This window comes from Streptococcus sanguinis SK49 (assembly GCF_000212815.1).
GTDB lineage: Bacteria > Bacillota > Bacilli > Lactobacillales > Streptococcaceae > Streptococcus > Streptococcus sanguinis_C.
The window spans coordinates 411,809-434,659 of the sequence record NZ_GL890985.1 but is presented as its reverse complement, the minus strand read 5'-3'; the positions used below and the strand labels follow the sequence as shown (position 1 = coordinate 434,659).

The window sequence follows — 22,851 nt, the reverse complement described above, 5'->3', positions numbered from 1 at the left end:
ATACTCCTAGAAATATGCTTGCTTTACTAAATAAAAAAGAGTGAACAAGATTAAACCTGTCATGGTGCTTGTATAAAGCAGAGAGATCGCCGTCTGAATATCATCCGCCTCAACCAATCTGGAAGCCTCTCCAATGGTCGGCTTCTCAATCAGCTCTCCGTGATAGACATGCGGTCCGCCCAGCTGAATGCCCAGAGCACCAGCTACAACTGCCTCTGAAAAAGCACTGTTGGGACTGGCATGCTGGTAGCGATCCCGCCAGCCAATTCGCAACGCCCCCTTGAAATCTAGCAGTAAAATCTGACTGCTGAGAATCAAGAAAAACCAAGTCAAACGCGCAGGAATCAGATTGGCCAGATCATCCATCTTGGCAGATATCAAGCCGATTTTGCGGTATTTTTCCGTCTTATAGCCTACCATGGAGTCCAAGGTATTGATGGCCTTATATGTCATAGCTAGAATGGGTCCGCCCAGAAAGAGGCAGAGCAGAGGGCCGATAACCCCGTCACTGGTATTTTCAGCCACCGTCTCAATTGTCGCCTTGCTGATTTCCTCTGGTGTCAGCTGGGAAGTTTCACGGCCGACAATCATACCAACTTGCTTTCTAGCTTCTTCCAAAGTGCCAAACTTGAGCGTATGGTAAACCTTTTGGGCCTCAAAAGCTAGACTCTTAGCCGCTAGACTAGCATAGGCCAGATAGATCCAGACGAGCCAGTAGAGGACGGGATGGACCAGACCAGCCAACCAGAGCAACCCGTAGCTCACTCCCAGCGCCAGTCCAACTGTTGTCAACCAGAGGAAAAAGCCAAATAGATAGGGCGAAAACTGCCTTTTCTCTTGCAAATGCATACATAAATAAATATAGGAACCCATCCACTTGACTGGATGAGGCCAGCTATAGGGGTCGCCAATCAGCCAGTCCAGTAAGACGGCCAAAAAAATTGCAATGAGTGCCATATCAGTTCGCCTCTTTGATATAATTCAGCCAGTTGGCCAGCAGCTGCTCGTCCTGATAAAAATGAACATGCAAGTAGCTGGCAAAGGTCCGGCCCTTTTGATAACCGCCTGTCCAGGCAGCTACGACCTGACCGTCTCTGACCTTCTCTAGCTTGAGGACCGTAACTTCCTCCGTCTCAAAGACTGAATGGTGAAACTCATGTCCCCTGACCGCTGTACCTTTAGGGCCAAAAAGACTGTCTACCTGCGTTTCTGCTTGGCAGTAGCCAAAGCTTTTCAGGCCGGGGGTCATCAGGCTCTTGCCCTCGAAAATACCGACCATTTCATAGATATGACCATCTACTTCCAGCAGCTCTCCCAGATACATGAGGCCGCCGCATTCTGCATAGATTGGCCGGCCCTGCTCGTGAGCTTTCTTGACCGAAGCCCGGAAGTCAGCATTTGCCATCAGCTCCTGAGCGTAGACTTCTGGAAAACCGCCGCCAAAATAATATGCATCTGCTGCTGGCAGTTCCTTATCTTTCAGGGGGCTGAAAGGTACCAGCTGGACATTGAGCTCTCTTAGAAAGTCCAGATTGTCTTCGTAGTAAAAGTGAAAAGCATCATCCAAAGCATAAGCCAAAGTTAAGGGCTGGTCATTGCGGATACGAAAAGGATTTGTCATCCGCTTATCGGGAAGTTCTGCCTTTTCCAGCAGCCTGTCTAGATTTATATGCTTAGCCGCTGCCGCTCCCAACTCCTCAAATCGACGGTCCAAATCATCCATTTCTATGTCTGGGATTAGACCCAGATGGCGCGATGGCAGCTCTGCTGTTGCATTCTTAGGCAGATAGCCCAGCACTTCCACATCCGTGTAACGCTCAATGGCGCCCTTGATAAGTTCAAAGTGAGTCTGTGAAGCCACCCGATTGATAATGACCCCAGCAATATCCAAATCGGGATCAAAAGTCGCAAAACCATGGACCATAGCAGCCGCTGAGGTGGATGTTGCCTTCCCATCAATAATCAAGACAACAGGAATTCCCAACTTCTTAGCAACAGAAGCAGAAGACGCACAGTCCTTGTCCGTTCCCAGACCATCAAAGAGCCCCATGACTCCTTCGACCACTGCCACATCAGCATCTCCATGCCATTTATAGTAGGACCAAGCCAGACTCTGATCGTCCGGTATCATAAAGCTGTCCACATTCCGTGAAGGCCGCTTGGTAATCCGACTATGATAAGCTGTATCAATATAATCAGGTCCTACCTTATAAGGCTGGACCTGATAACCTCTGTCTGCCAGAGCTTTCAAAATCCCTAGGGTAACTGTGGTCTTTCCGACACCGCTGGAAACACCAGCTAGCATAAATTGCTTCATCGCTTTACTCCAGATTCGCTGATAAAAAAAGTACTACAAAAAAATAAGGAATTTTTATTTTTTTGTAGCACCGTTGCTCACTTATATGTAGAACAAACACCCCGTTGTGTTCGCTTTCAGTTCTTATATTAAATTTATTTTAATATAAACGACAAAAGCTGTCAAGTTTTTAATAGAGCATCTGCGAAAAAAGTCAAGATTCTAGAGCGTCTCCACTGAAAATTGAGCATTTTTTACAATTCTGTTAAATTTAAAAAAACATCAGGAAAACGAACATTCCTGATGTTTTATTTGAGCATCAACCTGCATCTTCCTCTACAAACTGACTATTATAGAGATCCGCATAGAAGCCATTCTGATTCATGAGTTCATCATGGTTGCCCTGCTCGATGATATTTCCATCGCGCATGACCAAGATAAGATCCGCATTACGGATAGTAGACAGACGGTGGGCAATGACAAAAGAAGTCCGGCCTTCCATGAGTTTGTCCATAGCCTTTTGAATGAGCTCCTCCGTCCGCGTATCGACTGACGAAGTTGCCTCATCCAATATCAAGAGCGGCGCATCTTTCAACAGAGCACGAGCAATTGTCAGCAGCTGCTTCTGACCGACCGATAAGTTGACCGTGTCATCCAGCACCGTATCATAGCCCTGTGGCAGAGTCATAATAAAGTGATGAACACCGACCGCCTTCGCTGCAGCAACAACTGCTTCATCAGTCACATGCTCCTGATTGTAAATCAAGTTCTCCCGAATCGTCCCCTCAAAGAGCCAGGTATCCTGCAAGACCATTGAAAAGGCATCGTGAACCTCGGAGCGTTTCATATCCTTAATATCTATACCATCAATGCTGATACGACCCTTGTCAATTTCATAGAACTTCATGAGCAGATTCACGATGGTTGTCTTACCAGCACCAGTCGGGCCGACAATGGCTATCTTCTGTCCTGCTTTGGCCTGGGCTGAGAAATCATGAATAATCGTCTGGTCTGGCTTATAGCCAAAGAAGACCTCTTCAAAGGCAACATCTCCCTTGACAGCAGCAAGCTGCCGCTCTTTATACTGGTCGTCTTCCATCTCAGGCTCAGCCAGAAATTCAAGGACACGAACCAGTGCTGCACCAGCCTGCTGCAAGACAGTGATACCTTGAGCAATCTGTGACAATGGCTGAGAGAAGGTCCGCACATAAACCATAAAGGCGACAATAATTCCGATGCTAATAGAGCCATTAATTGCCAGAGTAGCACCGACCAAAATAACCAGCACATAGGCAAAATTCCCCGTAAAGAACATGAGCGGCATCATCATGCCAGAGATAAATTGAGACTTCCAAATACTGTTATAGAGATTGTGATTGAGAACTGCAAAGCGCTCCTTAGACTGCTCAATAGCATTATAGCTGGTAACGACATTATGACCGGAGTACATTTCCTCTACATAACCGTTGACAGCCGCCAGATCGTTTTGCTGGGCGGTGAAATAGCCCTGAGACTTGCCCATGATGAGACCGACAAAGACAAAGCCTAATACAGTAGCCAAGATGGTTACCAAGGCCAAGATCCAGTTCATGAAGAACATGGTCAAGACCACAGCCACCAAGAGCAAGCTGGCAGAGATAACATTCCCCAGACTCTGGTTGAGGGATTGGCCGACCGTATCTACGTCATTGGTCACGCGCGACAGAGTATCCCCCTGAGAATGACCGTCAAAATAGCCCAACGGCAGCTTGTTTATCTTCTCTGCAATGGCCGTCCGCAGCCGCTTGGAGAAATACTGGATAACCGTACTGATGATAAAGGACTGACCATAGTTGAGCAGGGCTCCGACTGCATAGAGCACGGTCAGCAAAAGGGCAATCTGAGACACAGCTTTCAAATCAATACTGGTAGCCAAACCTTCAGAGATGAGGTTGGTAATTTCTTTTAATTTATTTGGCCCATAGACCGTGATAATGTTTGACAAGACAGCTCCCACAAATGCCAAAGCAAGAGGAAGCTGGAAGCCTTTGAGATAAGGCCGTATCTGGCTAAATAATGAAGGCTTCTTATTTTCCATTTTCTAATTCCTCCTTGGATAGTTGTGAGTAAGCAATTTCTTGATAGACTTCGTTGCTGGCCAAAAGTTCTCGGTGAGTACCTTGACCGACTACCTTACCAGCATCCAAGACCAAGATTTGATCCGCATCCATGATAGTAGAAATCCGCTGCGCCACGATTAGCTTGGTCATATCCTGCGTCCGCTCAGCCAGTTCCTTGCGCAAAATGCGGTCTGTCTTATAGTCTAGCGCTGAGAAGGAGTCGTCAAAGATGAGGATTTCTGGCTTACGAGCCAAGGCTCTGGCAATGGCCAAGCGCTGACGCTGGCCACCAGAGAAGTTGGTTCCGCTTTGAGCCACTTCAGCTTTCAGCCCCTTTTCCTTCTCTTGGACAAAGGGCTTAGCCTGTGCAAGGTCAAGAGCCTCCCACATTTTCTGCTCATCCAGCGGGCTTTCTTTGCTTTGACCGAAGTTCAGATTGCTCTCGATATCGCCAGAGAAAAGCACCGCCTTTTGCGGGATGTAGCCGACCTTATTATGCAGGTCTTCCAGCTGGTAATCCTGAACATTGACACCATCTACCAGAATCTCTCCTTCAGTCACATCGTAGAAACGAGGGATGAGATTGACTAGCGTGGATTTCCCTGAACCAGTTGAACCGATAAAGGCCACGGTATCACCAGCCTGCGCTGTAAAGCTAACATGCTCAATGACCGCTTCTGAATTCTTGGAATAGCGGAAGGACACGTCTCGAAAGACCACCTCTCCCTTGCTATCCGCTGCTGCCTTAGGCTGTTCTGGACTGGTGATAGAAGAATGCAGGTCCAGTACTTCATTAATCCGGCCAGCCGATACAATGGTCCGAGGCAGGACGATGAAGAGGGCACCCATGAGCAAGAACCCAATCACAATCTGCATAGCATAGGACATAAAGACGACCATATCACTGAAGAGCGGGAGACGCTCCTGCAGTCCAGCCTCCTGGATCAAATAAGCACCAATCCAGTAAATCGCCAGTGTCAAGCCGCTGGAAATCCCCATCATAACTGGATTCATCATGGCCATCAGACGACCGATGAAAAGATTGAGTCGGGTTACTTCATCATTGGCCGCCGCAAACTTCTCATCCTGATAATCCTCAGCATTGTAAGCCCGGACCACGCGAATCCCAGTCAGACTCTCTCTAGTGACGCTATTTAGCTTATCGACCAAACGCTGCGCCACTGATTGCTTAGGAAAGGCCAATGTAACCAAAACTACTGTCAGCAGGATATTCACTATAACAGCAATAAGCACTGCTGTCAGCCAGTTCTCGGACTTACCGATAATCTTGGTCATAGCCCAAATCGCCATAATCGGTCCCCTGGTCACCACCTGCAGTCCCATGGTAATTAAAGTTTGCACCTGAGTAATGTCATTCGTTGTCCGAGTTAGCAAACTAGGAATCGAAAATTTCTTAATCTCTGTCTGCGAATAGTCTAGCACACGGTTGAAAATATCGCTTCGCAAACTCTGGGTAAAGCTAGCTGCTGTACGAGCGGCAAAAAAGCCAACCATGATAGCTGACAGCAAGCTAGCAAAAGACAGACCAATCATTTTCAGGCCTGGCTCCCACAAATCCGCCAAACCAGTCCCCGGCGTTTGCAATAGCTCTGTAATCGTCGAAATATAGGTCGGAACTTCTAATTCCAAATATACCGTCAGGAAGGTGAAGAGCACACTGAGAACAATCATGCTCACTTCCCTTACCGTCAGGCGTTTAAATAACTTAAACATCTTTCCCTCCATGTTCTAAACTTTCGATATTCTGATAAAACTTGGCCATGACTTGTGAAAAAATCAGCAATTCTTGCTCAGAAACACCATTCAAAATAGCACGGTCCATTTCATCAAAAAAGTCACGGATTTTCTTCATTCTTTCCTGCGACTGCGGAGTAAGGCGAATATACTTGGCCCGCTTGTCTGTCTTGCTCGTTTCCAACTGAATAAAGCCATTCTTCTCCATCCTTTTCATTAAGTTAGAGGCCACCGATTTAGAAATATCCAACTTCTGCTCAATATCCTTGATAAGAGTATCCTTACCCTCTTCCATACGACAGGCGACAATATGCAAGACCTGCCCCTGAGGCCCAGCCATGGACTCAATCCCTTGCTCCTTGGCAAGCTTTTCCGCTATGAGATGAATCTTTCGTCCAAAACGCTTCAATTCCAGTAAAGGCTTATCCATACCTGTATCCTTTGTAAAAATAGTTTTCGTGAGAACTATTTTAACACAAGAAAAAAGAAAGTCAAGAAAAAAGTGTCCATGAGAACTATTTTTTTCAACAAGAAAAAAAGCGAAGAAAATTTCTTCACCCTTCCTTTCAAACTGACAAACAGCCTAAAAATTGATTGGTCCCGCATTAAAATTTTGAAGAAGAAGCGAGGAATAGAGCCCCTCCAATGATAAGGAGAATGCCTGCAATCCAGCCTATAAATGGAATGGGCGCGATGTTGCTGCTTCCGACGATAAGGAGGACGCCCGCTGCGACACTGAAACGCATTTGACCTTTGTAATAAGCCAAGGAAGTAATTCCCAAGCCCAGAGCTGCCAATTTAATCACCGCTCCCAGTAAATTCAGGCCAGAATCACCTAGTAGGGCTGAAAAAGGAACAAAAAAGATATTCGAGAGCAGCAAAATAGTCCCTCCAATCAAACCAACCAGACCGCTTATCAGTGCTAAAGTTTTTGTTTTCATTTACATCTTGCCTCCTTCAATATTATTCTGCTAATTATCTCTAATTTTAGACATTTTTTTGCAATTTTGTCAAATTTTTCTAAATGATAATCCCTTCCAAATGATCCAATTCATGCTGGCAGATTTGGGCAGGCAGGCCTTTCAAGGTCATGGTCTGCTGCTGCCAATGTTTATCCAGATAATCGACTGTGATTTCCTGATAACGTTGAGTGGGACGGCTTCCAACCAAGGACAGGCAGCCCTCTTCTGTCTTATAAGGGCCTGACTTAGAGAGCAGCACCGGATTAAACATGACTACCGGCACCAAGCCATATAGAAAGATAATGACCCGCTTACGGACACCAATCATATTTGCTGCGAGCCCTATACAGTTTTCTCGATTGGCCTGCAGAGTATCCTGCAAGTCTTGAGCCAGATAAAGGTCTTCTCTACTAGCCTGCTCTGATGGTTGCTGTAGGAAGAAAATATCTTTGACAATTGCTTTTTCCATTGCTTTCCCTCATAGAGAAGGGCCTGATAAATCAGACCCTATAAGCTTATTTTGCGTAACGCTCACCAACTTCTTTAGCCAGTACAAAGTTGCCCAGCGTTGCGGAGCCATTTCCAGCCACAGCCGGTGTCACGATATAGTCACGGACATCAGGAACTGGCAAATAACCATTCAGAAGAACTGTGAATTTCTCACGCACCCGATCCAGCATGTGCTGCTGAGCCATAACGCCGCCACCAAAGACGATGACATCTGGACGGAAAGTCACTGTCGCCTGAATAGCCGCCTGAGCGATATAGTAAGCTTGAATATCCCAGACGGAACTATTGAGTTTAATATTTTCCCCACGAATTCCGGTCCGCGCCTCTAAGCTTGGCCCAGCCGCCAATCCTTCCAAGCAACCATTGTGGAAAGGACAAACGCCATTGAACTCTTTCTCCACATCCATAGGGTGCTTAGCTACATAATAATGCCCCATCTCTGGGTGTCCTGTCCCCCCTACAAATTCGCCTCGCTGAATAGCACCAGCACCGATTCCTGTCCCAATCGTATAATAGACCAGATTTTCAATACGGCCACCAGCATTATTGCGGGCTACTACTTCACCATAAGCTGAACTATTGACATCCGTCGTGAAGTAAATGGGCACATTGAGGGCCCGGCGCAGAGCGCCAACAATATCCACATTAGCCCAGTGCGGCTTAGGTGTAGTCGTGATAAAGCCGTAAGTCTTTGAGTTAGGGTCAATATCAATCGGCCCAAAAGAGCCTACAGCCAGACCAGCTAGATTGTCAAAACGAGAAAAGAACTCAATCGTCTTGTCTAGCGTTTCAATAGGCGTGGTCGTTGGAAACTGTGTCTTTTCAACAACTTCAAACCGTTCATCGCCTACAGCACAGACAAACTTAGTGCCGCCCGCTTCCAAACTTCCATACAATTTTGTCATTATAAATCCTCTTTTAAAATTTGATTTCTACTCTATTCATTATAGCATATCTCTTGCAGACTTCTTGCTAAAAATAGTCTTTTAAAAGCTTTTTCAACAAGACTGCACTTATGACATAAAAAACGAACAAAAACTGATTTGTTCGTTTTCTAAATTCCATTAGGCTTTCACTTCGATAATTGCGTCGCCTTTAGCAAGAGCTCCTTCTGCTACTGGAGTCACAGAAGCATAGTCAGCTGTGTTGGTAACGATGACCATAGTCGTATCATCCAGACCAGCAGCTGCAATTTTCTCAGCTTCAAATGTTCCCAGCACATCACCAGCTTTAACCTTGTCACCTTGAGCAACCTTTTGGTCAAAGCCTTCGCCGCCCATAGATACTGTATCAATTCCGACGTGAATCAGAATTTCAGCACCATTAGCTGTCTTCAAACCATAAGCATGGCCAGTCGCAAATGCAATCGTAACTTCTGCATCAGCCGGAGCATAAACCACACCTTGGCTAGGTTTGATAGCAATTCCTCGTCCCATCGCTCCGCTAGAGAAAACAGGATCATTAACATCGCTCAAAGCTACTGCCTGACCAACAATTGGAGAAATAATTGTTTCGTCTTGGAGGGCAGCTGGCACATTACCAGTTGTTTCTTCTTCGACCAGTTTTTCAGTTACAGCTTTTTCTTCAGCAGTTTCTTCGTCTTTGTAACCAAACAAATAAGTCAGAACAAAACTCAAACCAGTTGTCAAAACAACCATAAAGATATATTGCAACAATTGACCATTCAGGTAAAGGAGAGTACCTGGAATAATTGTGATACCGAAACTTGTACCTGCAAGCCCCATAATAGAAGCTAACCAACCACCAACGGCACCAGCACCCAGTCCAATTACAAAAGGTTTAACAAAGCGCAAGTTAACCCCGAAGATAGCTGGCTCAGTAATACCCAATCCTGCAGAAAGTGCTGCTGGGAAGGCAAGAGCCTTGAGTTTTTTAGATTTTGTCTTCACAGCTACAGCCAAAGTCGCACCAGCTTGAGCTGTCATAGCAGCAGTGATAATCGCATTAAATGGATCTTTCCCAGTTTGAGATACCAACTGAGATTCTAGTAAGTTGAAGATGTGATGAACACCAGTTACGACAATCAGCTGATGCACAGCACCGATAATCAATCCAGCAAGACCAAACGGAAGGCTAAGAAGGAACTCTGTTCCATTTAAAACATATGACTCTACAATGTGGAAGACTGGACCAATCACAAAGAGTCCCAGAATAGACATGACAAGGAAAGTAAGGAATGGAACAAGAAGAAGATCCAAAACATCTGGAATTTTCTTGTGCAGCCATTTTTCAAATTTTGCACCAAACAAACCTACAAAGAAGGCTGGAAGCACAGAGTTTTGGTAGCCAACTACTGGAATAAAACCAAAGAAGTAAATTGGGTGAACTTTTGTTGCTGTAACTTCGCTGGTAAATTTCAAACTTCCTAGAACATCCATATTAGCAATTTTGTCTAAAATGTCCTTAGAAGGATCAACAGCAAATTTAGTAGCCTGACCAGCTACCTCCCAAGCATTTGGAAGTGCTGAGTTAACCATCATTAGACCAAGAACCAAACCAATGATTGGGTTTCCGCCAAAAACTCTAAAAGCCGACCAGCAAATCAAAGCAGGGAAGAAAGCAAAGGCAGTATCAGTTAAGACTACTGTATAAGTATAGAAGTCAGTTGCTTTGAAAGCATCCGCAGTAGTACCAAACAAAGCTAAAACTTGATCCTGAGCAATTGCTCCACGAACTCCCATGAAAAGTCCTGTCGCAACAATAGCTGGAAGAATTGGTACAAATACATCACCAAATGTACGGATGGCGCGTTGGAACCAATTCCCTTGCTTAGCAGCTTCTGCTTTCATGTCATCTTTTGATGAAGTTGGCAATCCTAAGGCTACAACTTCGTCATAGATTTTATTAACCGTACCAGTACCAAAGATAATCTGGTATTGGCCTGAGTTAAAGAAGGCACCCTGAACTTTTTCCAGATTCTCGACAGTATTTTTGTCGATTTTACCTTCATCTTTAACCATCACGCGTAAGCGAGTCGCACAGTGAGCCACACTGTTAACATTCTCACGTCCGCCAAGGGCTTCGATGACTTTTTTTGCAATGTCAGTATTATTCATTTGCAAAAATCTCCTTATAAATATTTTTAACTTTTGAAAGCGATTTTATCGCCTTTACGAATATTATTTTACCATGATTCAAAAATATGTCAAGCGTTTTGCAGAAAAAATATTTTTTTACTGTTAAATGTTGATTTTTCGACAGAAAACGTTTACTATAGTAATAAGAAATAATATGATTCGGAGGACAAAAGTTTGGCTTGGACGACTGAAAAACGCTACAAACGCTATGAAGACTGGACTCAGGAAGAGCTACAGCACATCAAAGAAAACATCGCTAAATCTCCTTGGCGGGCTAATTACCATGTTGAGCCTCAAACAGGTCTGCTCAATGACCCCAATGGCTTTTCTTATTTTGACGGCAAGTGGGTGGTTTTCTACCAAAACTTTCCTTTCGGAGCAGCTCACGGCCTCAAGTGCTGGGTCCAGATGGAAAGCGATGACCTAGTCCACTTCAAGGAAACTGGTCTTCGAGTGCTGCCAGATACTGCTCTGGACAGCCACGGTGCCTACTCAGGCTCTGCCATGCAGTTTGACGACAAGCTCTTTCTCTTCTATACCGGCAATGTTCGTGATGAGAATTGGGTGCGTCACCCCTATCAAATCGGCGCCTTGTTAGATAAATCAGGCAAGCTGGAAAAAATTGACAAGGTCTTGATTGAGCAGCCTGCTGAAGCGACTGACCACTTCCGCGATCCCCAGATTTTCAACTACAAAGGACAATTCTATGCTATCGTTGGAGGACAAAATCTAGACAAGCAAGGCTATGTTAAGCTTTACAAGGCTGTTGATAATGACTATACCAAGTGGGAAGTCGTCGGCGATTTAGACTTCGCCAATGACAAGACAGCCTATATGATGGAGTGTCCTAATCTAGTCTTTATCAACGACCAACCAGTCCTGCTCTATTGCCCTCAAGGTTTGTCTAAGGACGTGCTGGATTATGGCAACATTTATCCAAACATGTATAAAATGGGTCAATCGTTTGACATAAGTAACGCTGCTTTGATTAATCCTAGCCCTATCCAAAATCTGGACTACGGTTTCGACTGCTACGCGACCCAAGCTTTTAACGCGCCTGACGGCCGTGCACTAGCTGTCAGCTGGCTAGGCTTGCCGGATGTGGAATACCCATCTGACCGCTTCGACCATCAAGGGGCCTTCTCTCTCGTCAAGGAATTAACCCTGAAAGACGGCAAGCTCTATCAATACCCCGTGCCTGCTATCAAGAATTTGCGAGCAGAGGAACAACCTTTCGCTGCTTTGGTAGAAAGCAAGAATAGCTACGAACTAGAGTTGAATCTCGCTGCGGACACTGAACACGAAATCGTCCTCTTTGCAGACAAGGATGGCAAGGGGTTACGCATCAACTTCGACCTCAAGGCAGGTCAAGTGACCGTTGACCGCAGTCAGGCTGGTGAGTCATTTGCTCTGGACTTTGGAACCAGCCGAAGCTGTAATATTGACAAAGAAGCAACGAGCGCTACTATCTTCATCGATAAATCGATTTTTGAAATTTTCATCAATAAAGGAGAGAAAGTATTTTCCGGCCGTGTCTTCCCAAGAGAAGACCAGACAGGTATTGCTATTACCAAGGGCAATCCAACCGGTACTTACTATGAATTAGATTATGGTCGCAAAGCTAACTGATGTAGCAAAACTTGCAGGAGTCAGCCCCACAACTGTTTCCCGCGTCATCAACAGAAAAGGCTACTTATCTGACAAAACGATTTCCAAGGTCGAGGCAGCCATGCGAGAGTTGGCTTACAAGCCTAACAATCTGGCGCGTAGCCTCCAAGGTAAATCAGCCAAGCTAATTGGACTCATTTTCCCTAATATCAGCAATGTCTTTTATGCAGAATTGATTGGTAAGCTGGAGCATGAACTCTTTAAACAAGGCTATAAAACCATCATCTGCAATAGTGAGCATGACTCTGATAAGGAGCGTGAATACCTTGAGATGCTGGAAGCCAATCAGGTGGACGGCATCATTTCTGGCAGCCACAATCTAGGCATTGAGGACTACAATCGCGTGACTGCTCCAATCATTGCCTTTGACCGCAATCTTTCTCCGGATATCCCTGTCGTCTCCTCAGACAACTATGGTGGCGGAGTGCTGGCGGCTCAGACCTTGGTCAAGGCTGGGGCACAAAACATCATCATGATAACCGGCAATGACAATTCCAACTCGCCAACCGGCCTGCGCCACGCTGGCTTCGCTTCCGTCCTGCCGGACGCACCGATTATCAATGTATCTAGTGATTTTTCTCCCGTCCGAAAGGAAATGGAAATCAAGCAAATTCTGACTCAGACCAAACCTGATGGCATTTTTACATCAGACGATCTGACAGCCATTTTAATTATGAAGGTCGCTCAGGAGCTGGACATCCAGATTCCCGAAGATTTAAAAATCATTGGCTACGATGGTACCTACTTTGTAGAGAACTACTACCCACAGCTGGCAACGATCAAGCAGCCGCTGAAAGATATTGCCCGTCTCTCTGTGGATCTGCTCCTCAAAAAAATAGCCGGCCAAGAAGTCCAAACGACTGGCTACTTCCTGCCAGTCAGCCTCTTGCCTGGTAAGAGTGTTTGATATAGATAAAAAAGTAAAGACGACCTCCATTATTGGAAGTCGTCTTTATTTAGCCATAGTCTAAAAATTCTCACAGGGCAATAATCAATTATTACTCTTTCTTTCTAAAGCTTAACAGACCGGCCAGGAAAGCAAGGAAGCCACCTAAAAGTGCCAGCAGGGAAGTATTTGTTCCCGTTTTTGGCAAGGCTTTTTCTGTTTGGTTAGCCGCTTCTTTTACTTCTGAAGCCTGAATTTTTTGCCCATCCAAGGATAAAGCTTGAGGCTGAGCGTTGGCTACAGAAGCGGCAGACAGCTGCTCTTCTTGAGCTACTGGAGCTTGAGATTTTTCTTCCTGAGCTAGGTTCGCTTTTCGAAGTCGCAAAATAGTCGCTGTCAGCGGAGCTAGGGCTAAACCATTGCCGTTTCTGGTGACACCTACCGGGTCAGAAATGGCTCTCACTCCTGCCGTATTGCCGTCTGCCACAACCTCTGCACCTGCTAGATGCTTGTAGACTTCACCAAAGTTGAATTGTCGTTCCTTGGTGTCCGCATTGACAAAAACAGCATAAATATCGCCATTCGACGCAACCACTTGGTAACCGAGAACAAGGTCTTCTTTCTCAACACCATCCTTGCCAGGCTGGGTGATGAGGGTCACATTTTGCTCCACTTCATCTTTGGAGCTGCGGGTAAAGGCATCCGTTGATTTCCGCAAGGCAATCAAGCCTTTCATATAGGCACGACTCTTGGCATTTTCAGGGAACTTCTCTGAATCAGTCGCCTTGGTCCAGTCAAAGTGGTTGACCGCGTCACTCGAATCATAAGAATCATGAATGAAGTACGGATAGTCAAACGGCGTGCCGTCCTCATTGGTCAACAAATGCGCTTTGTTTGGAACCTTGTCTTCTGAGACAGGATATTTATAGGCAGGATCACGGAATTGCTTGGTCCGGCCGTACTCTTGACCAGAGTGGATAAATGGTGTCCCTTGCGAAGTCAGAATCATCAGATTTCCCAGACGCAGGCGGCGATGAATCTCTTGATTATTGGCAGCCACTGCCGGATCTTTCTTGATCGACTGGGCAATGATATCAAAGAGCGTCAGATTATCATGGGCTGCGATGTATTGGATCACATCCCCTGGGCTATCCGCCTCAAAATTGGTTGGCTGCGCCTTGATGTTTTTGAAGACATTTTCTACACTGCGCTTGCCACCAGTGATAAAGGCTGGTGTTCCCTCATTTGGATAACCTGATTTCAAGGTATTGCGAACATCATCTGAGAAGACCGCTACCGTGTCTGTTGACTTCATCCAAGATTGGTCAGCAGGCTGGACAGCTTTATTTTCATCACCTGCATAAGTCTTCCAGCCCTCACCCAGCATAATGAGATTTGGGTTGAGCTTCTTGGCTTCTTCAAAGGCTTTTTGGATGGACTCAGCATCATGGTCCCCCATCATATCAAAACGGAAGCCATCTACTTTGTACTGCTCTGTCAGGTACTTGATCGAATCCACCAAGACCCGTCTGCTCATATAGTGGGTGGTCCCCAAGCGGCCACCACCAAAGCTGGTTCTCGGTGTACCATCCGCATCCATAAAGTGGTAGTAATTGGGCTCCAAATCTTCAAAGATAGAGGTCTTAGCCGTATGATTATAGACCACATCCAGGATAACGCCCATACCACGCTTATGAATCTCGTTGACAAGGTTTTTGAATTCCTCAATGCGCTTGGCTGGATCTGTCGGCGCGCTGGAGTACATACCTGTCAGCGAAAAATAGTTTTGCGGGTCATAGCCCCAGTTGTAGTTACTGTTGCTGGAAGCGTACTTGTCCATGCGCTCAGCATTTTTCAGCTCATTTACAAAATAATAACTCAAAACTGGCAAGAGCTGAACGTGGGTCACTCCCAAGTCTTTCAAATAATCTAATTTCTCAATGAAAGCTGAGAAGGTTCCAAATTGAGATTTCAAATCCTTTGAAATAGCTGGATCAGAGGTAAAATCACGAACATGGGCCTCATAAATCAAGGCATCTTCCCGCTTCTTGAAGTTCGGAATAGTAGCATAGGTCAGGTCTTTCGGTCCATATTCACTTGGATCTACAAAGGCTGCCTTGGCAATCTTGTAGGCATCCCCCTTGTCCGCATCTTCACTGTTCCAAGCAGCTAAAGACTTGGCATAAGGATCCAGCACAAGAACCTTTTTGCCACCGCGAGTAATTTCATAATGATAGAAATACCCACGATAGTCAGAAATTCCTAGACCACTCTCAGGTGTCAAGCTACTGGTCCATGTTCCAGACTCCCCTTTCTGCATAGCCAGGCGTCCAATGACCTTGTTCTGATCTTCTTTGTCATAGACCACCAAATCAACTTGCTCTGCACTCGGTGACCAGAAGGTTAGGTCCACTTGTTTGCCCGCTTGAGAAACACGTGTTCCCAAATCACCATCATACTTGTAAAGGCTGTCCTTCAGTTGCCAGTTCATGCTGGTTTTGAATTGGTCATTGCCATATTTGATAAGATAAGGTGACTGAGCTTGGTTAAAATCACCGATGAATTTGGCGCTTTTGGTCTTAGGATCCAGAACTACATCTTTAACAGAGACTTCATGGCCATCTTTGTCTGTAATCTTTAAGTTCTTTAAAATTTCCTCTTTTTTAGCACTTTCTAAAGTAGAAAAGCTAGCTTCAATCTTGGTTAATCCTACATGCTGGGCTCCCGTCATACGAATATCGTTGACAAAGTAAGGGTTGGTATAAACTGTCGGATCCGCATCACGCAAGAAAATTTGGCTGTTTTTTTCCAAATTCGTGAAATTATAATCCTGATTTTGAATCTTCACATCATCTCCTGATTTGCTTTCGTCTAGAAGCAAAAAGCCAATCATCTTAGCAGCATCTTTCAAGGGAACATCTACATAACGACCATATTTCCCAGTCTTCTCAAAGTCCACTCCGTCAGGCCAATTCTTGCTCGGGTTTTGGACATCTCCCCAGAGCCAGAGCGACTTCTTATCATACTGGCCATCTGTACGATAGTAGTTGATCCGTACCATCCCTTTTTTCAAAGGCTCGTAAGTATGAGGTTGATAGTCTGTGTCAAACCAAATCTCATTCATCTGAGGGCTGAGTAGCTCGACCGTCTTGTCACCCGTAATATTCTGACCTGCTGTATTATTGATTAGAAGGCTGATTTTGCTTCTTTTCTCAGCCATTTTAACATCAAGATAATAGCCGTAGTCATCTTCTTTAGCAGTCGCAAAGCTAGTCGCTCCGGTTGGCCAAGCTCCCTTTTGGCTAGAAGGCGTCTCAACATCGTCCCAAGTCCACAGGCCCAGGCTGTCTAGATTTTGTGAAGGCAAGGTTTTGAAATGAAAGCGAATATTGCCTTCTTCGATAGCATCTTTCGCCGAAGCCTGCGGCTGACTAACTGGTTCTTGCTTGTCTTTTTCACTTGGATTTGCAGCTTCTTGACCAGCTGCTTCTGAACCTGCACTAGCTGGAGCTTGATCTGCTAGCACACCAGTTGGAGCAGCCTGCTCTGAAGTTCCCGCTCCTGAACTATCTGCCTCTCCAGTTTTTTCTTCATCTGCTGACTTAGGGAGGGCTGCCGCATCTGCATCAAAGACTGCTTCTATTGCAGGGCTAGTGGCTGTGCTCGCCTCATCCGCTTGGACTAGCTGAGCATTTCCCAGGAGGAAACCTGAGGCAATGACAACAGAGGCTACTCCTACTTTTAAACGACGGATGCCAAAATAATGACGCTTTTCGCCCATCTGAGACTGTAGGCGATAGTTATTTTTCATAAACAGAAAACTCCTTTATTTTTTCTTATAGAGAACATCTATGCAAACGTTTTCTTCGTTTATTATACCGATTCTTTTTAAAATTGTAAAGGCTTTCAATAAGAGTTTTTTCACTCAGATATTTAATGCTCTCTGTACGGATTTTAATAATTCGATAAGCTATTTGTGATTTAAACAACAATTGACAAGCAAAAAGGTCAAGACATTTGTCTCGACCTTCATTATTATTCAACGATAAATTGACTCAAAATCCCATTGATGAACTTACTGGACTTTTCGTCAGAGAATTGCTTGGAAAGCTCAATGGCTTCGTTGACTGCTACCAGCTGTGGGGTATCAAACTCCGTAATCTCAAAGATCCCCAGACGCAGGATATTTTTTTCGACCAACGTCAGACGATCTACTGTCCAGCCCTTTTTGAGGTGCTGGGCAATTTTCTTGTCCAAGTCGTCCTTGGACTGGACCACACCGGAGACCAGATTGAGCAAGAAGGCTGGAATATCAGCTTCCGCCACTTTGTCAGCATCTTCGTCCTTATCATACGAATAAGCAAAACGGCAAGCTTCTACAAGATCCCCTTCATACTCTAGGCTCATCAGGGCCTGAAAAGCCCGCTGGCGCAGACCTCTTCTGGATTCCAACAGTATATCAGTCATTGAGGAAGTCCTCATCAAATAGATCTTTCAAGTCTGGCTTCGGTGCCTTTTCTGGAACAATGCCTGCCACATGGATATTGACAGCAGACAGCTCTACCTCAGCCATATCAAAAACTGCGCTTTTTACAGCCTTCTGGATTGCTACTGCAACAGTTGGAACGCTGACACCGTATTCCAAATACAGGTAGATGTCTACAGTCACATCACCTGTCTCATCGGTATGAAGTGACACTCCGCGACCGAGTGAGCGCATAGAAAGACTGTCTGACATACTCTTATTTGCGAAGGAATAAACACCTTCTACCTTTGCTGTTGCAATGGCAATGATTTTTTCCAAAACACGTGGCGCAATGACGATTTCACCTAATTGTTCAGCTGCCATAGTTATTACCTCTTCTATATTATGCGCGAGAAACGTAAGTTCCTTCTGCAGTGTTGATGATTAATTTTTGTCCAACTTCGATGAAGTCTGGTACGTTGACAACAAGACCTGTCTCAAGTGTTGCTGGCTTACCAGATCCAGTAACAGTAGCTCCCTTGATAGATGGCTGAGTATCTGTTACGACCAATTCAACTGTTGTTGGTACTGTCACACCAATCACTTCTGTTCCGTAGAACTGGATTTTCACATCAGAGTTTTCAAGGATGAATTTCAATTCTTCTTCTACATTGACTACTGGAATTTCATATTGATCGTAAGTCTCAGTATTCATGAAATATGCAGTGTCATCCATTTGGTACAAGTATTGAGCTGGAACAGTTTCAATAATGGCTTGTTCAAATTTTTCTTCTGGACGGTAGCTTGTGTCAAATGTAGAACCAGTACGAACGTCACGCAATTTCATACGCATAATCGTATTTCCCTTACCTGGTTTGTGGTGGCTCGCTTCCAAAACGCGGATGAGTTTTCCATCAGCTGTTTCGAAGGTCATTCCAGCTTTCAGCTTACTTGCTTCAATCATTCTATATTACCTCTTTTTAAAATTATATTTCTACTTATTCTATCATAAAGCCTGATAATTCTCAAATAACAATCAACTCTTTCGGCGCAAGAGTTAGGACTTCGCAGCCTGTTTCTGTGATGAGGAGATCGTCTTCGATGCGGACGCCGTATTTGCCATCCAGATAAATACCCGGCTCATCGGTCAGGACCATACCGGCCTCAATCGGCTCTTCTGACTTACCAAAGTAAGGAATTTCATGGATATCCAGTCCGATACCGTGACCAATCCCATGGCTAAAGTATGGACCGTAGCCAGCATCGTTAATAATCTGGCGCGGAATCCGGTCAAAATCAACCCGACTAAGACCAGCCTTAGCTGCTTCTATCAGAGCTTGATTGCTGCGCAGGACAATATCATAAATCTCCCGCTCCTCATCCGTCACATGCCCCACATGAACAGTCCGCGTCATATCGCTGACATAGTGATTGTAGTAGCAGCCAAAGTCCATGGTCAGGGTTTCACCCTTTTGAATGACCTTGTCACTAGCCACACCATGCGGCATAGCAGAGCGGTAGCCCGAAGCGATGATGAAGTCAAAAGAAGCACCTGAAGCACCTAGCTGACGCATACGAGCATCTAAAAAGTTCATAACAGCCAGTTCTGTCGTCTCACCAGGCTTGATAAAATCCAGCACATCTAGGAAAGCTTGATCCGAAATCTGACAGGCCTTGCGAATAGTCGCGATTTCTTGCTCATCTTTAATCATGCGCAGATTTTCAATAAAGCCCGTCATGGGAACCAACTCGTAGGCAGAGAAGACACTTTCCATCATTTTGAAGTAGGCATAGGAAATCTCGTCGTCAAAACCGATTTTTTGCAGCTTGTCGTCTGCAATAATCTTGACAATCTCTCCAATCGCGTCGCGCGTTTCGACAATATCAAAACCTTGGACTACTCCCTTGGCAATCAGCGTATAGCGTGCATCCGTCAGAAAAATCCGACGATTCTTGCTGATGAAAACCGTCGCTTCTGTCCCGCTGAAACCAGTCAGATAGTAAATATTTTTCAGATTGGTTACTAAAACAGCATCGCAGTCTGTCTGAGCCAATGCTGCTTCAAACTTTTCAACTCTTGATAACATGAGGCACCTCCGTGAAATAACTAAGCTTATTATATCAAAAAACCAGTCAAATAGGACATTTTTTGACAAACCTTATCCAGGAATTAGAATCCAACGAGCATTCTCTGACACAAAAAATCCCTGTTTTTAATATCAAACAGGGATTTGATGAATTATTTTACGTGCAGCTTGCCTTTCAAATATTGACCGGTATAGCTGGCTGGATTAGCTGCGACTTCTTCCGGTGTCCCCGTCGCAATAATCGTACCGCCACCGACACCGCCTTCCGGTCCCAAATCAATGATATGGTCAGCTGTCTTGATAACATCCAAATTGTGCTCGATAACAAGTACTGTATTGCCATCGTCCACAAAGCGTGATAGCACTTGAAGGAGCTTGGCAATATCTTCAGAATGCAGACCCGTGGTCGGCTCATCCAAGATATAGAAGGACTTACCAGTCGAGCGCTTGTGAAGTTCGCTGGCCAGCTTCATCCGCTGAGCTTCACCACCTGACAAGGTTGTGGCTGGCTGCCCTAGAGTCACATAGCCTAGTCCCACATCCTTGATAGTCTGAAGTTTGCGGGCAATCTTGGGAATATGCTGGAAGAACTCTACCGCATCATTGACCGTCATGTCCAGAACCTGAGCGATATTCTTCTCCTTGTAGTGAACCTCTAGAGTCTCGCTATTATAACGGGTACCGTGGCAGACCTCACAGGCCACATAGACGTCAGGTAGGAAGTGCATCTCAATCTTGATAATCCCATCACCCGAGCAAGCCTCACAGCGGCCGCCCTTGACATTAAAGCTGAAACGGCCCTTCTTGTAGCCGCGAATCTTGGCTTCATTGGTCTTGGCAAACAGATCGCGAATATCGTCAAAAACTCCAGTATAGGTAGCCGGATTAGAGCGCGGTGTCCGGCCAATCGGACTTTGATCAATATCAATCAGTCTGTCCACATGCTCAATACCGCTGATTTTCTTAAACTTACCTGGCTTAGCAGAGTTGCGGTTGAGTTTTTGAGCAATAGCCTTTTTAAGGATAGAGTTGACCAGCGTTGACTTACCGGATCCAGAAACTCCCGTCACAGCGATGAATTTGCCCAAGGGGAATCTAGCCGTGATATTCTGCAAGTTATTTTCCTGAGCACCAGTCACTTCGATAAAGCGGCCATTGCCTACACGGCGTTCCAATGGTACTGGGATCTCGCGCTTACCTGACAAGTATTGGCCTGTGATAGATTTCTTACTCTTAGCTACTTGTGCAGGGGTGCCGGCTGCGACGATTTCACCACCGAAAACACCGGCTCCTGGTCCCACATCAATCAGCCAGTCAGCCTCCCGCATGGTGTCCTCATCATGCTCAACCACAATGAGGGTATTGCCCAGGTCGCGCATCTTCTTGAGGCTGGCAATCAAGCGGTCATTGTCACGCTGGTGCAAGCCAATAGAGGGCTCGTCCAAGATATAGAGGACACCACTCAAGTTAGAACCGATCTGAGTCGCCAAGCGAATCCGCTGACTCTCACCTCCTGATAGAGTCCCAGCCGAGCGAGACAAAGTCAGGTAATTAAGGCCAACGTTATTAAGGAAGGTCAGTCTATCATGAATTTCTTTAAGAATAGGCTGCGCAATCGTAGCTTCATTGTCAGTCAAGCTAAGCTTATCCAACTGAAGCAAATGATCAGCAATCGACAAATCTGAAATCTCACCGATATGCAAGCCAGCTTCGCCGCCAACCTTGACAGACAAGGCCTGAGGGCTGAGTCGATAACCGTGACAAGCCGCACAAGTCAGCTCATTCATATAAGCCCGCATCTGCGTCCGAGTAAAATCACTATTGGTTTCATGGTAGCGGCGGTTGATATTGGTGACAACCCCCTCAAAAGGAATGTCAATATCGCGCACACCGCCAAATTCATTTTCATAATGAAAATGGAACTCTTGTCCATCTGAGCCAAAGAAAATCAGCTGCTTTTCTTCCTCCGTCAGCTCCTCAAATGGCTTGTCCATATCAATGCCAAAGGCAATCATCGCCTGCTCCAGCATCTGTGGATAGTAGTTGGAGGAGATGGGATTCCAAGGCGCTAGCGCCCCTTCGCGCAAGGTCTTGCCAGCTTCTGGCACAACCACATCTAGATCCACCTCCAGCTTAACCCCCAGACCATCACAGTCCGGACAGGAGCCAAAAGGCGCATTGAAAGAGAAGAGACGTGGCTCTAGCTCTGGCACTGTAAAGCCACAAACAGGGCAGGCATAGTGTTCTGAAAAAAGCAGCTCTTGACCGTCCATGGTATCAATCACCACATACCCCTCAGCAATCCGCAGAGCAGCTTCGACTGAGTCAAAGAGGCGGCTGCGCACCCCTTCCTTGATAACAATTCTGTCTACCACAACCTCAATATCATGCTGCTTGCTCTTAGAAAGCTCTGGCACTTCCGTCACATCGTAAATATCGCCATCCACGCGCACACGGACATAACCGTCCTTCTGAATCTTATCAAAAACGGTCTTATGCTGCCCCTTTTTCTTACGGATGACCGGCGCTAAAATCTGCAACCGCTGACGATCTGGCAATTCCAAGACCTTGTCAACAATCTGTTCAACAGATGAAGCCGTAATGGCTCCATGACCGTTGATACAGTATGGCGTCCCAACACGAGCATAGAGCAGGCGCAGGTAGTCATTGATTTCGGTAGCTGTTCCCACTGTTGAGCGGGGATTTTTACTGGTCGTCTTCTGGTCGATGGAAATAGCCGGGCTGAGACCATCGATCGAGTCCACATCCGGCTTTTCCATATTGCCCAAAAACTGCCGAGCATAGGCCGACAAACTCTCCACATAGCGGCGCTGCCCCTCGGCATAAAGGGTATCAAAAGCCAGACTGGACTTGCCCGAACCGGACAGCCCCGTCACCACGACCAGCTTGTCCCGCGGAATTTCTACATCAATATTTTTTAAATTATGAGCTCGCGCTCCATGAATCACAATTTTATCTTGCATCTTGACCTCGTTTCACTTATAAACCTTCTCCATTATAACAA

17 protein-coding genes are annotated in these 22,851 nt (G+C 45.6%); 2 read left to right on the top strand and 15 right to left on the bottom strand.

Features of this window, described 5'->3' with window-relative positions; genetic code table 11:
• Window positions 1-6 precede the first annotated feature (6 nt).
• The 9 genes from cbiB to HMPREF9380_RS08810 form a co-directional block, all read right to left on the bottom strand.
• The gene (gene cbiB, locus HMPREF9380_RS08770; protein WP_002932221.1) at window positions 7-957 is read right to left on the bottom strand and encodes an adenosylcobinamide-phosphate synthase CbiB; all 951 of its coding nucleotides are present in this window, start codon (window positions 955-957) and stop codon (window positions 7-9) included.
• Window position 958: 1 nt separating this feature from the next.
• Complete coding sequence (locus HMPREF9380_RS08775; protein ID WP_002932219.1) at window positions 959-2,317, bottom strand: cobyrinate a,c-diamide synthase; 1,359 nt, start codon at window positions 2,315-2,317, stop codon at window positions 959-961.
• 298 nt (window positions 2,318-2,615) lie between these two features.
• Window positions 2,616-4,373 (bottom strand): ABC transporter ATP-binding protein, encoded by a 1,758-nt coding sequence (locus tag HMPREF9380_RS08780; RefSeq protein ID WP_002932218.1) that lies wholly within the window; start codon window positions 4,371-4,373, stop codon window positions 2,616-2,618.
• Complete coding sequence (locus HMPREF9380_RS08785) at window positions 4,363-6,129, bottom strand: ABC transporter ATP-binding protein (protein ID WP_002932216.1); 1,767 nt, start codon at window positions 6,127-6,129, stop codon at window positions 4,363-4,365. The genes HMPREF9380_RS08780 and HMPREF9380_RS08785 overlap by 11 nt, the downstream gene beginning before the upstream one ends.
• Entirely contained in the window at window positions 6,122-6,580 is a 459-nt protein-coding gene (locus tag HMPREF9380_RS08790; protein WP_002932214.1) for a MarR family winged helix-turn-helix transcriptional regulator, read from the bottom strand. Before HMPREF9380_RS08790 ends, HMPREF9380_RS08785 begins: the two co-directional genes overlap by 8 nt.
• A 175-nt stretch (window positions 6,581-6,755) precedes the next feature.
• A complete protein-coding gene (locus HMPREF9380_RS08795; protein ID WP_002903845.1) occupies window positions 6,756-7,091 on the bottom strand; it encodes a hypothetical protein in 336 nt (111 codons plus the stop codon).
• Window positions 7,092-7,170: 79 nt separating this feature from the next.
• Window positions 7,171-7,581: a peptide deformylase gene (locus HMPREF9380_RS08800; protein ID WP_002932213.1), complete on the bottom strand. Its 411-nt coding sequence runs from the start codon at window positions 7,579-7,581 to the stop codon at window positions 7,171-7,173.
• A 46-nt stretch (window positions 7,582-7,627) separates the two neighbouring features.
• The gene (gene scrK / locus HMPREF9380_RS08805; RefSeq protein ID WP_002932212.1) at window positions 7,628-8,527 is read right to left on the bottom strand and encodes a fructokinase ScrK; all 900 of its coding nucleotides are present in this window, start codon (window positions 8,525-8,527) and stop codon (window positions 7,628-7,630) included.
• A 159-nt stretch (window positions 8,528-8,686) separates the two neighbouring features.
• Window positions 8,687-10,699 carry a sucrose-specific PTS transporter subunit IIBC gene (locus HMPREF9380_RS08810; RefSeq protein ID WP_002932211.1) on the bottom strand — a complete coding sequence of 671 codons (2,013 nt, stop codon included), beginning with the start codon at window positions 10,697-10,699 and terminating at the stop codon, window positions 8,687-8,689.
• Window positions 10,700-10,894: 195 nt separating this feature from the next.
• On the opposite strand from HMPREF9380_RS08810, the gene HMPREF9380_RS08815 reads away from it, so the two are divergent.
• The gene (locus HMPREF9380_RS08815; protein WP_002932208.1) at window positions 10,895-12,349 is read left to right on the top strand and encodes a sucrose-6-phosphate hydrolase; all 1,455 of its coding nucleotides are present in this window, start codon (window positions 10,895-10,897) and stop codon (window positions 12,347-12,349) included.
• The gene (locus HMPREF9380_RS08820; protein WP_002932202.1) at window positions 12,330-13,295 is read left to right on the top strand and encodes a LacI family DNA-binding transcriptional regulator; all 966 of its coding nucleotides are present in this window, start codon (window positions 12,330-12,332) and stop codon (window positions 13,293-13,295) included. The genes HMPREF9380_RS08815 and HMPREF9380_RS08820 overlap by 20 nt, the downstream gene beginning before the upstream one ends.
• Window positions 13,296-13,386: 91 nt before the next feature.
• Here HMPREF9380_RS08820 and HMPREF9380_RS08825 read toward each other — a convergent pair whose 3' ends face one another.
• From HMPREF9380_RS08825 to uvrA, 6 genes are all read right to left on the bottom strand, one after another.
• On the bottom strand, window positions 13,387-17,085 hold the full coding sequence (locus HMPREF9380_RS08825) for a pullulanase (protein ID WP_002932198.1): 3,699 nt from the start codon (window positions 17,083-17,085) through the stop codon (window positions 13,387-13,389).
• 224 nt (window positions 17,086-17,309) lie between these two features.
• Window positions 17,310-17,741 carry a transcription antitermination factor NusB gene (gene nusB / locus HMPREF9380_RS08830; RefSeq protein WP_002932196.1) on the bottom strand — a complete coding sequence of 144 codons (432 nt, stop codon included), beginning with the start codon at window positions 17,739-17,741 and terminating at the stop codon, window positions 17,310-17,312.
• The gene (locus tag HMPREF9380_RS08835) at window positions 17,734-18,123 is read right to left on the bottom strand and encodes an Asp23/Gls24 family envelope stress response protein (protein WP_002896484.1); all 390 of its coding nucleotides are present in this window, start codon (window positions 18,121-18,123) and stop codon (window positions 17,734-17,736) included. Before HMPREF9380_RS08835 ends, nusB begins: the two co-directional genes overlap by 8 nt.
• Window positions 18,124-18,142: 19 nt before the next feature.
• A complete protein-coding gene (gene efp / locus HMPREF9380_RS08840; RefSeq protein ID WP_002896485.1) occupies window positions 18,143-18,703 on the bottom strand; it encodes an elongation factor P in 561 nt (186 codons plus the stop codon).
• A gap of 61 nt (window positions 18,704-18,764) precedes the next feature.
• Window positions 18,765-19,826: a M24 family metallopeptidase gene (locus HMPREF9380_RS08845; protein WP_002932195.1), complete on the bottom strand. Its 1,062-nt coding sequence runs from the start codon at window positions 19,824-19,826 to the stop codon at window positions 18,765-18,767.
• 152 nt (window positions 19,827-19,978) lie between these two features.
• Window positions 19,979-22,810 (bottom strand): excinuclease ABC subunit UvrA, encoded by a 2,832-nt coding sequence (gene uvrA, locus HMPREF9380_RS08850; protein ID WP_002932192.1) that lies wholly within the window; start codon window positions 22,808-22,810, stop codon window positions 19,979-19,981.
• Window positions 22,811-22,851: the final 41 nt, after the last annotated feature.

Coding starts and splice junctions, on each gene's coding strand:
- cbiB (WP_002932221.1), bottom strand. CDS start 957: ATGGCACTCATTGCAATTTTTTTGGCCGTCTTACTGGACTGGCTGATT.
- HMPREF9380_RS08775 (WP_002932219.1), bottom strand. CDS start 2,317: ATGAAGCAATTTATGCTAGCTGGTGTTTCCAGCGGTGTCGGAAAGACC.
- HMPREF9380_RS08780 (WP_002932218.1), bottom strand. CDS start 4,373: ATGGAAAATAAGAAGCCTTCATTATTTAGCCAGATACGGCCTTATCTC.
- HMPREF9380_RS08785 (WP_002932216.1), bottom strand. CDS start 6,129: ATGTTTAAGTTATTTAAACGCCTGACGGTAAGGGAAGTGAGCATGATT.
- HMPREF9380_RS08790 (WP_002932214.1), bottom strand. CDS start 6,580: ATGGATAAGCCTTTACTGGAATTGAAGCGTTTTGGACGAAAGATTCAT.
- HMPREF9380_RS08795 (WP_002903845.1), bottom strand. CDS start 7,091: ATGAAAACAAAAACTTTAGCACTGATAAGCGGTCTGGTTGGTTTGATT.
- HMPREF9380_RS08800 (WP_002932213.1), bottom strand. CDS start 7,581: ATGGAAAAAGCAATTGTCAAAGATATTTTCTTCCTACAGCAACCATCA.
- scrK (WP_002932212.1), bottom strand. CDS start 8,527: ATGACAAAATTGTATGGAAGTTTGGAAGCGGGCGGCACTAAGTTTGTC.
- HMPREF9380_RS08810 (WP_002932211.1), bottom strand. CDS start 10,699: ATGAATAATACTGACATTGCAAAAAAAGTCATCGAAGCCCTTGGCGGA.
- HMPREF9380_RS08820 (WP_002932202.1), top strand. CDS start 12,330: ATGGTCGCAAAGCTAACTGATGTAGCAAAACTTGCAGGAGTCAGCCCC.
- HMPREF9380_RS08825 (WP_002932198.1), bottom strand. CDS start 17,085: ATGAAAAATAACTATCGCCTACAGTCTCAGATGGGCGAAAAGCGTCAT.
- nusB (WP_002932196.1), bottom strand. CDS start 17,741: ATGACTGATATACTGTTGGAATCCAGAAGAGGTCTGCGCCAGCGGGCT.
- HMPREF9380_RS08835 (WP_002896484.1), bottom strand. CDS start 18,123: ATGGCAGCTGAACAATTAGGTGAAATCGTCATTGCGCCACGTGTTTTG.
- efp (WP_002896485.1), bottom strand. CDS start 18,703: ATGATTGAAGCAAGTAAGCTGAAAGCTGGAATGACCTTCGAAACAGCT.
- HMPREF9380_RS08845 (WP_002932195.1), bottom strand. CDS start 19,826: ATGTTATCAAGAGTTGAAAAGTTTGAAGCAGCATTGGCTCAGACAGAC.
- uvrA (WP_002932192.1), bottom strand. CDS start 22,810: ATGCAAGATAAAATTGTGATTCATGGAGCGCGAGCTCATAATTTAAAA.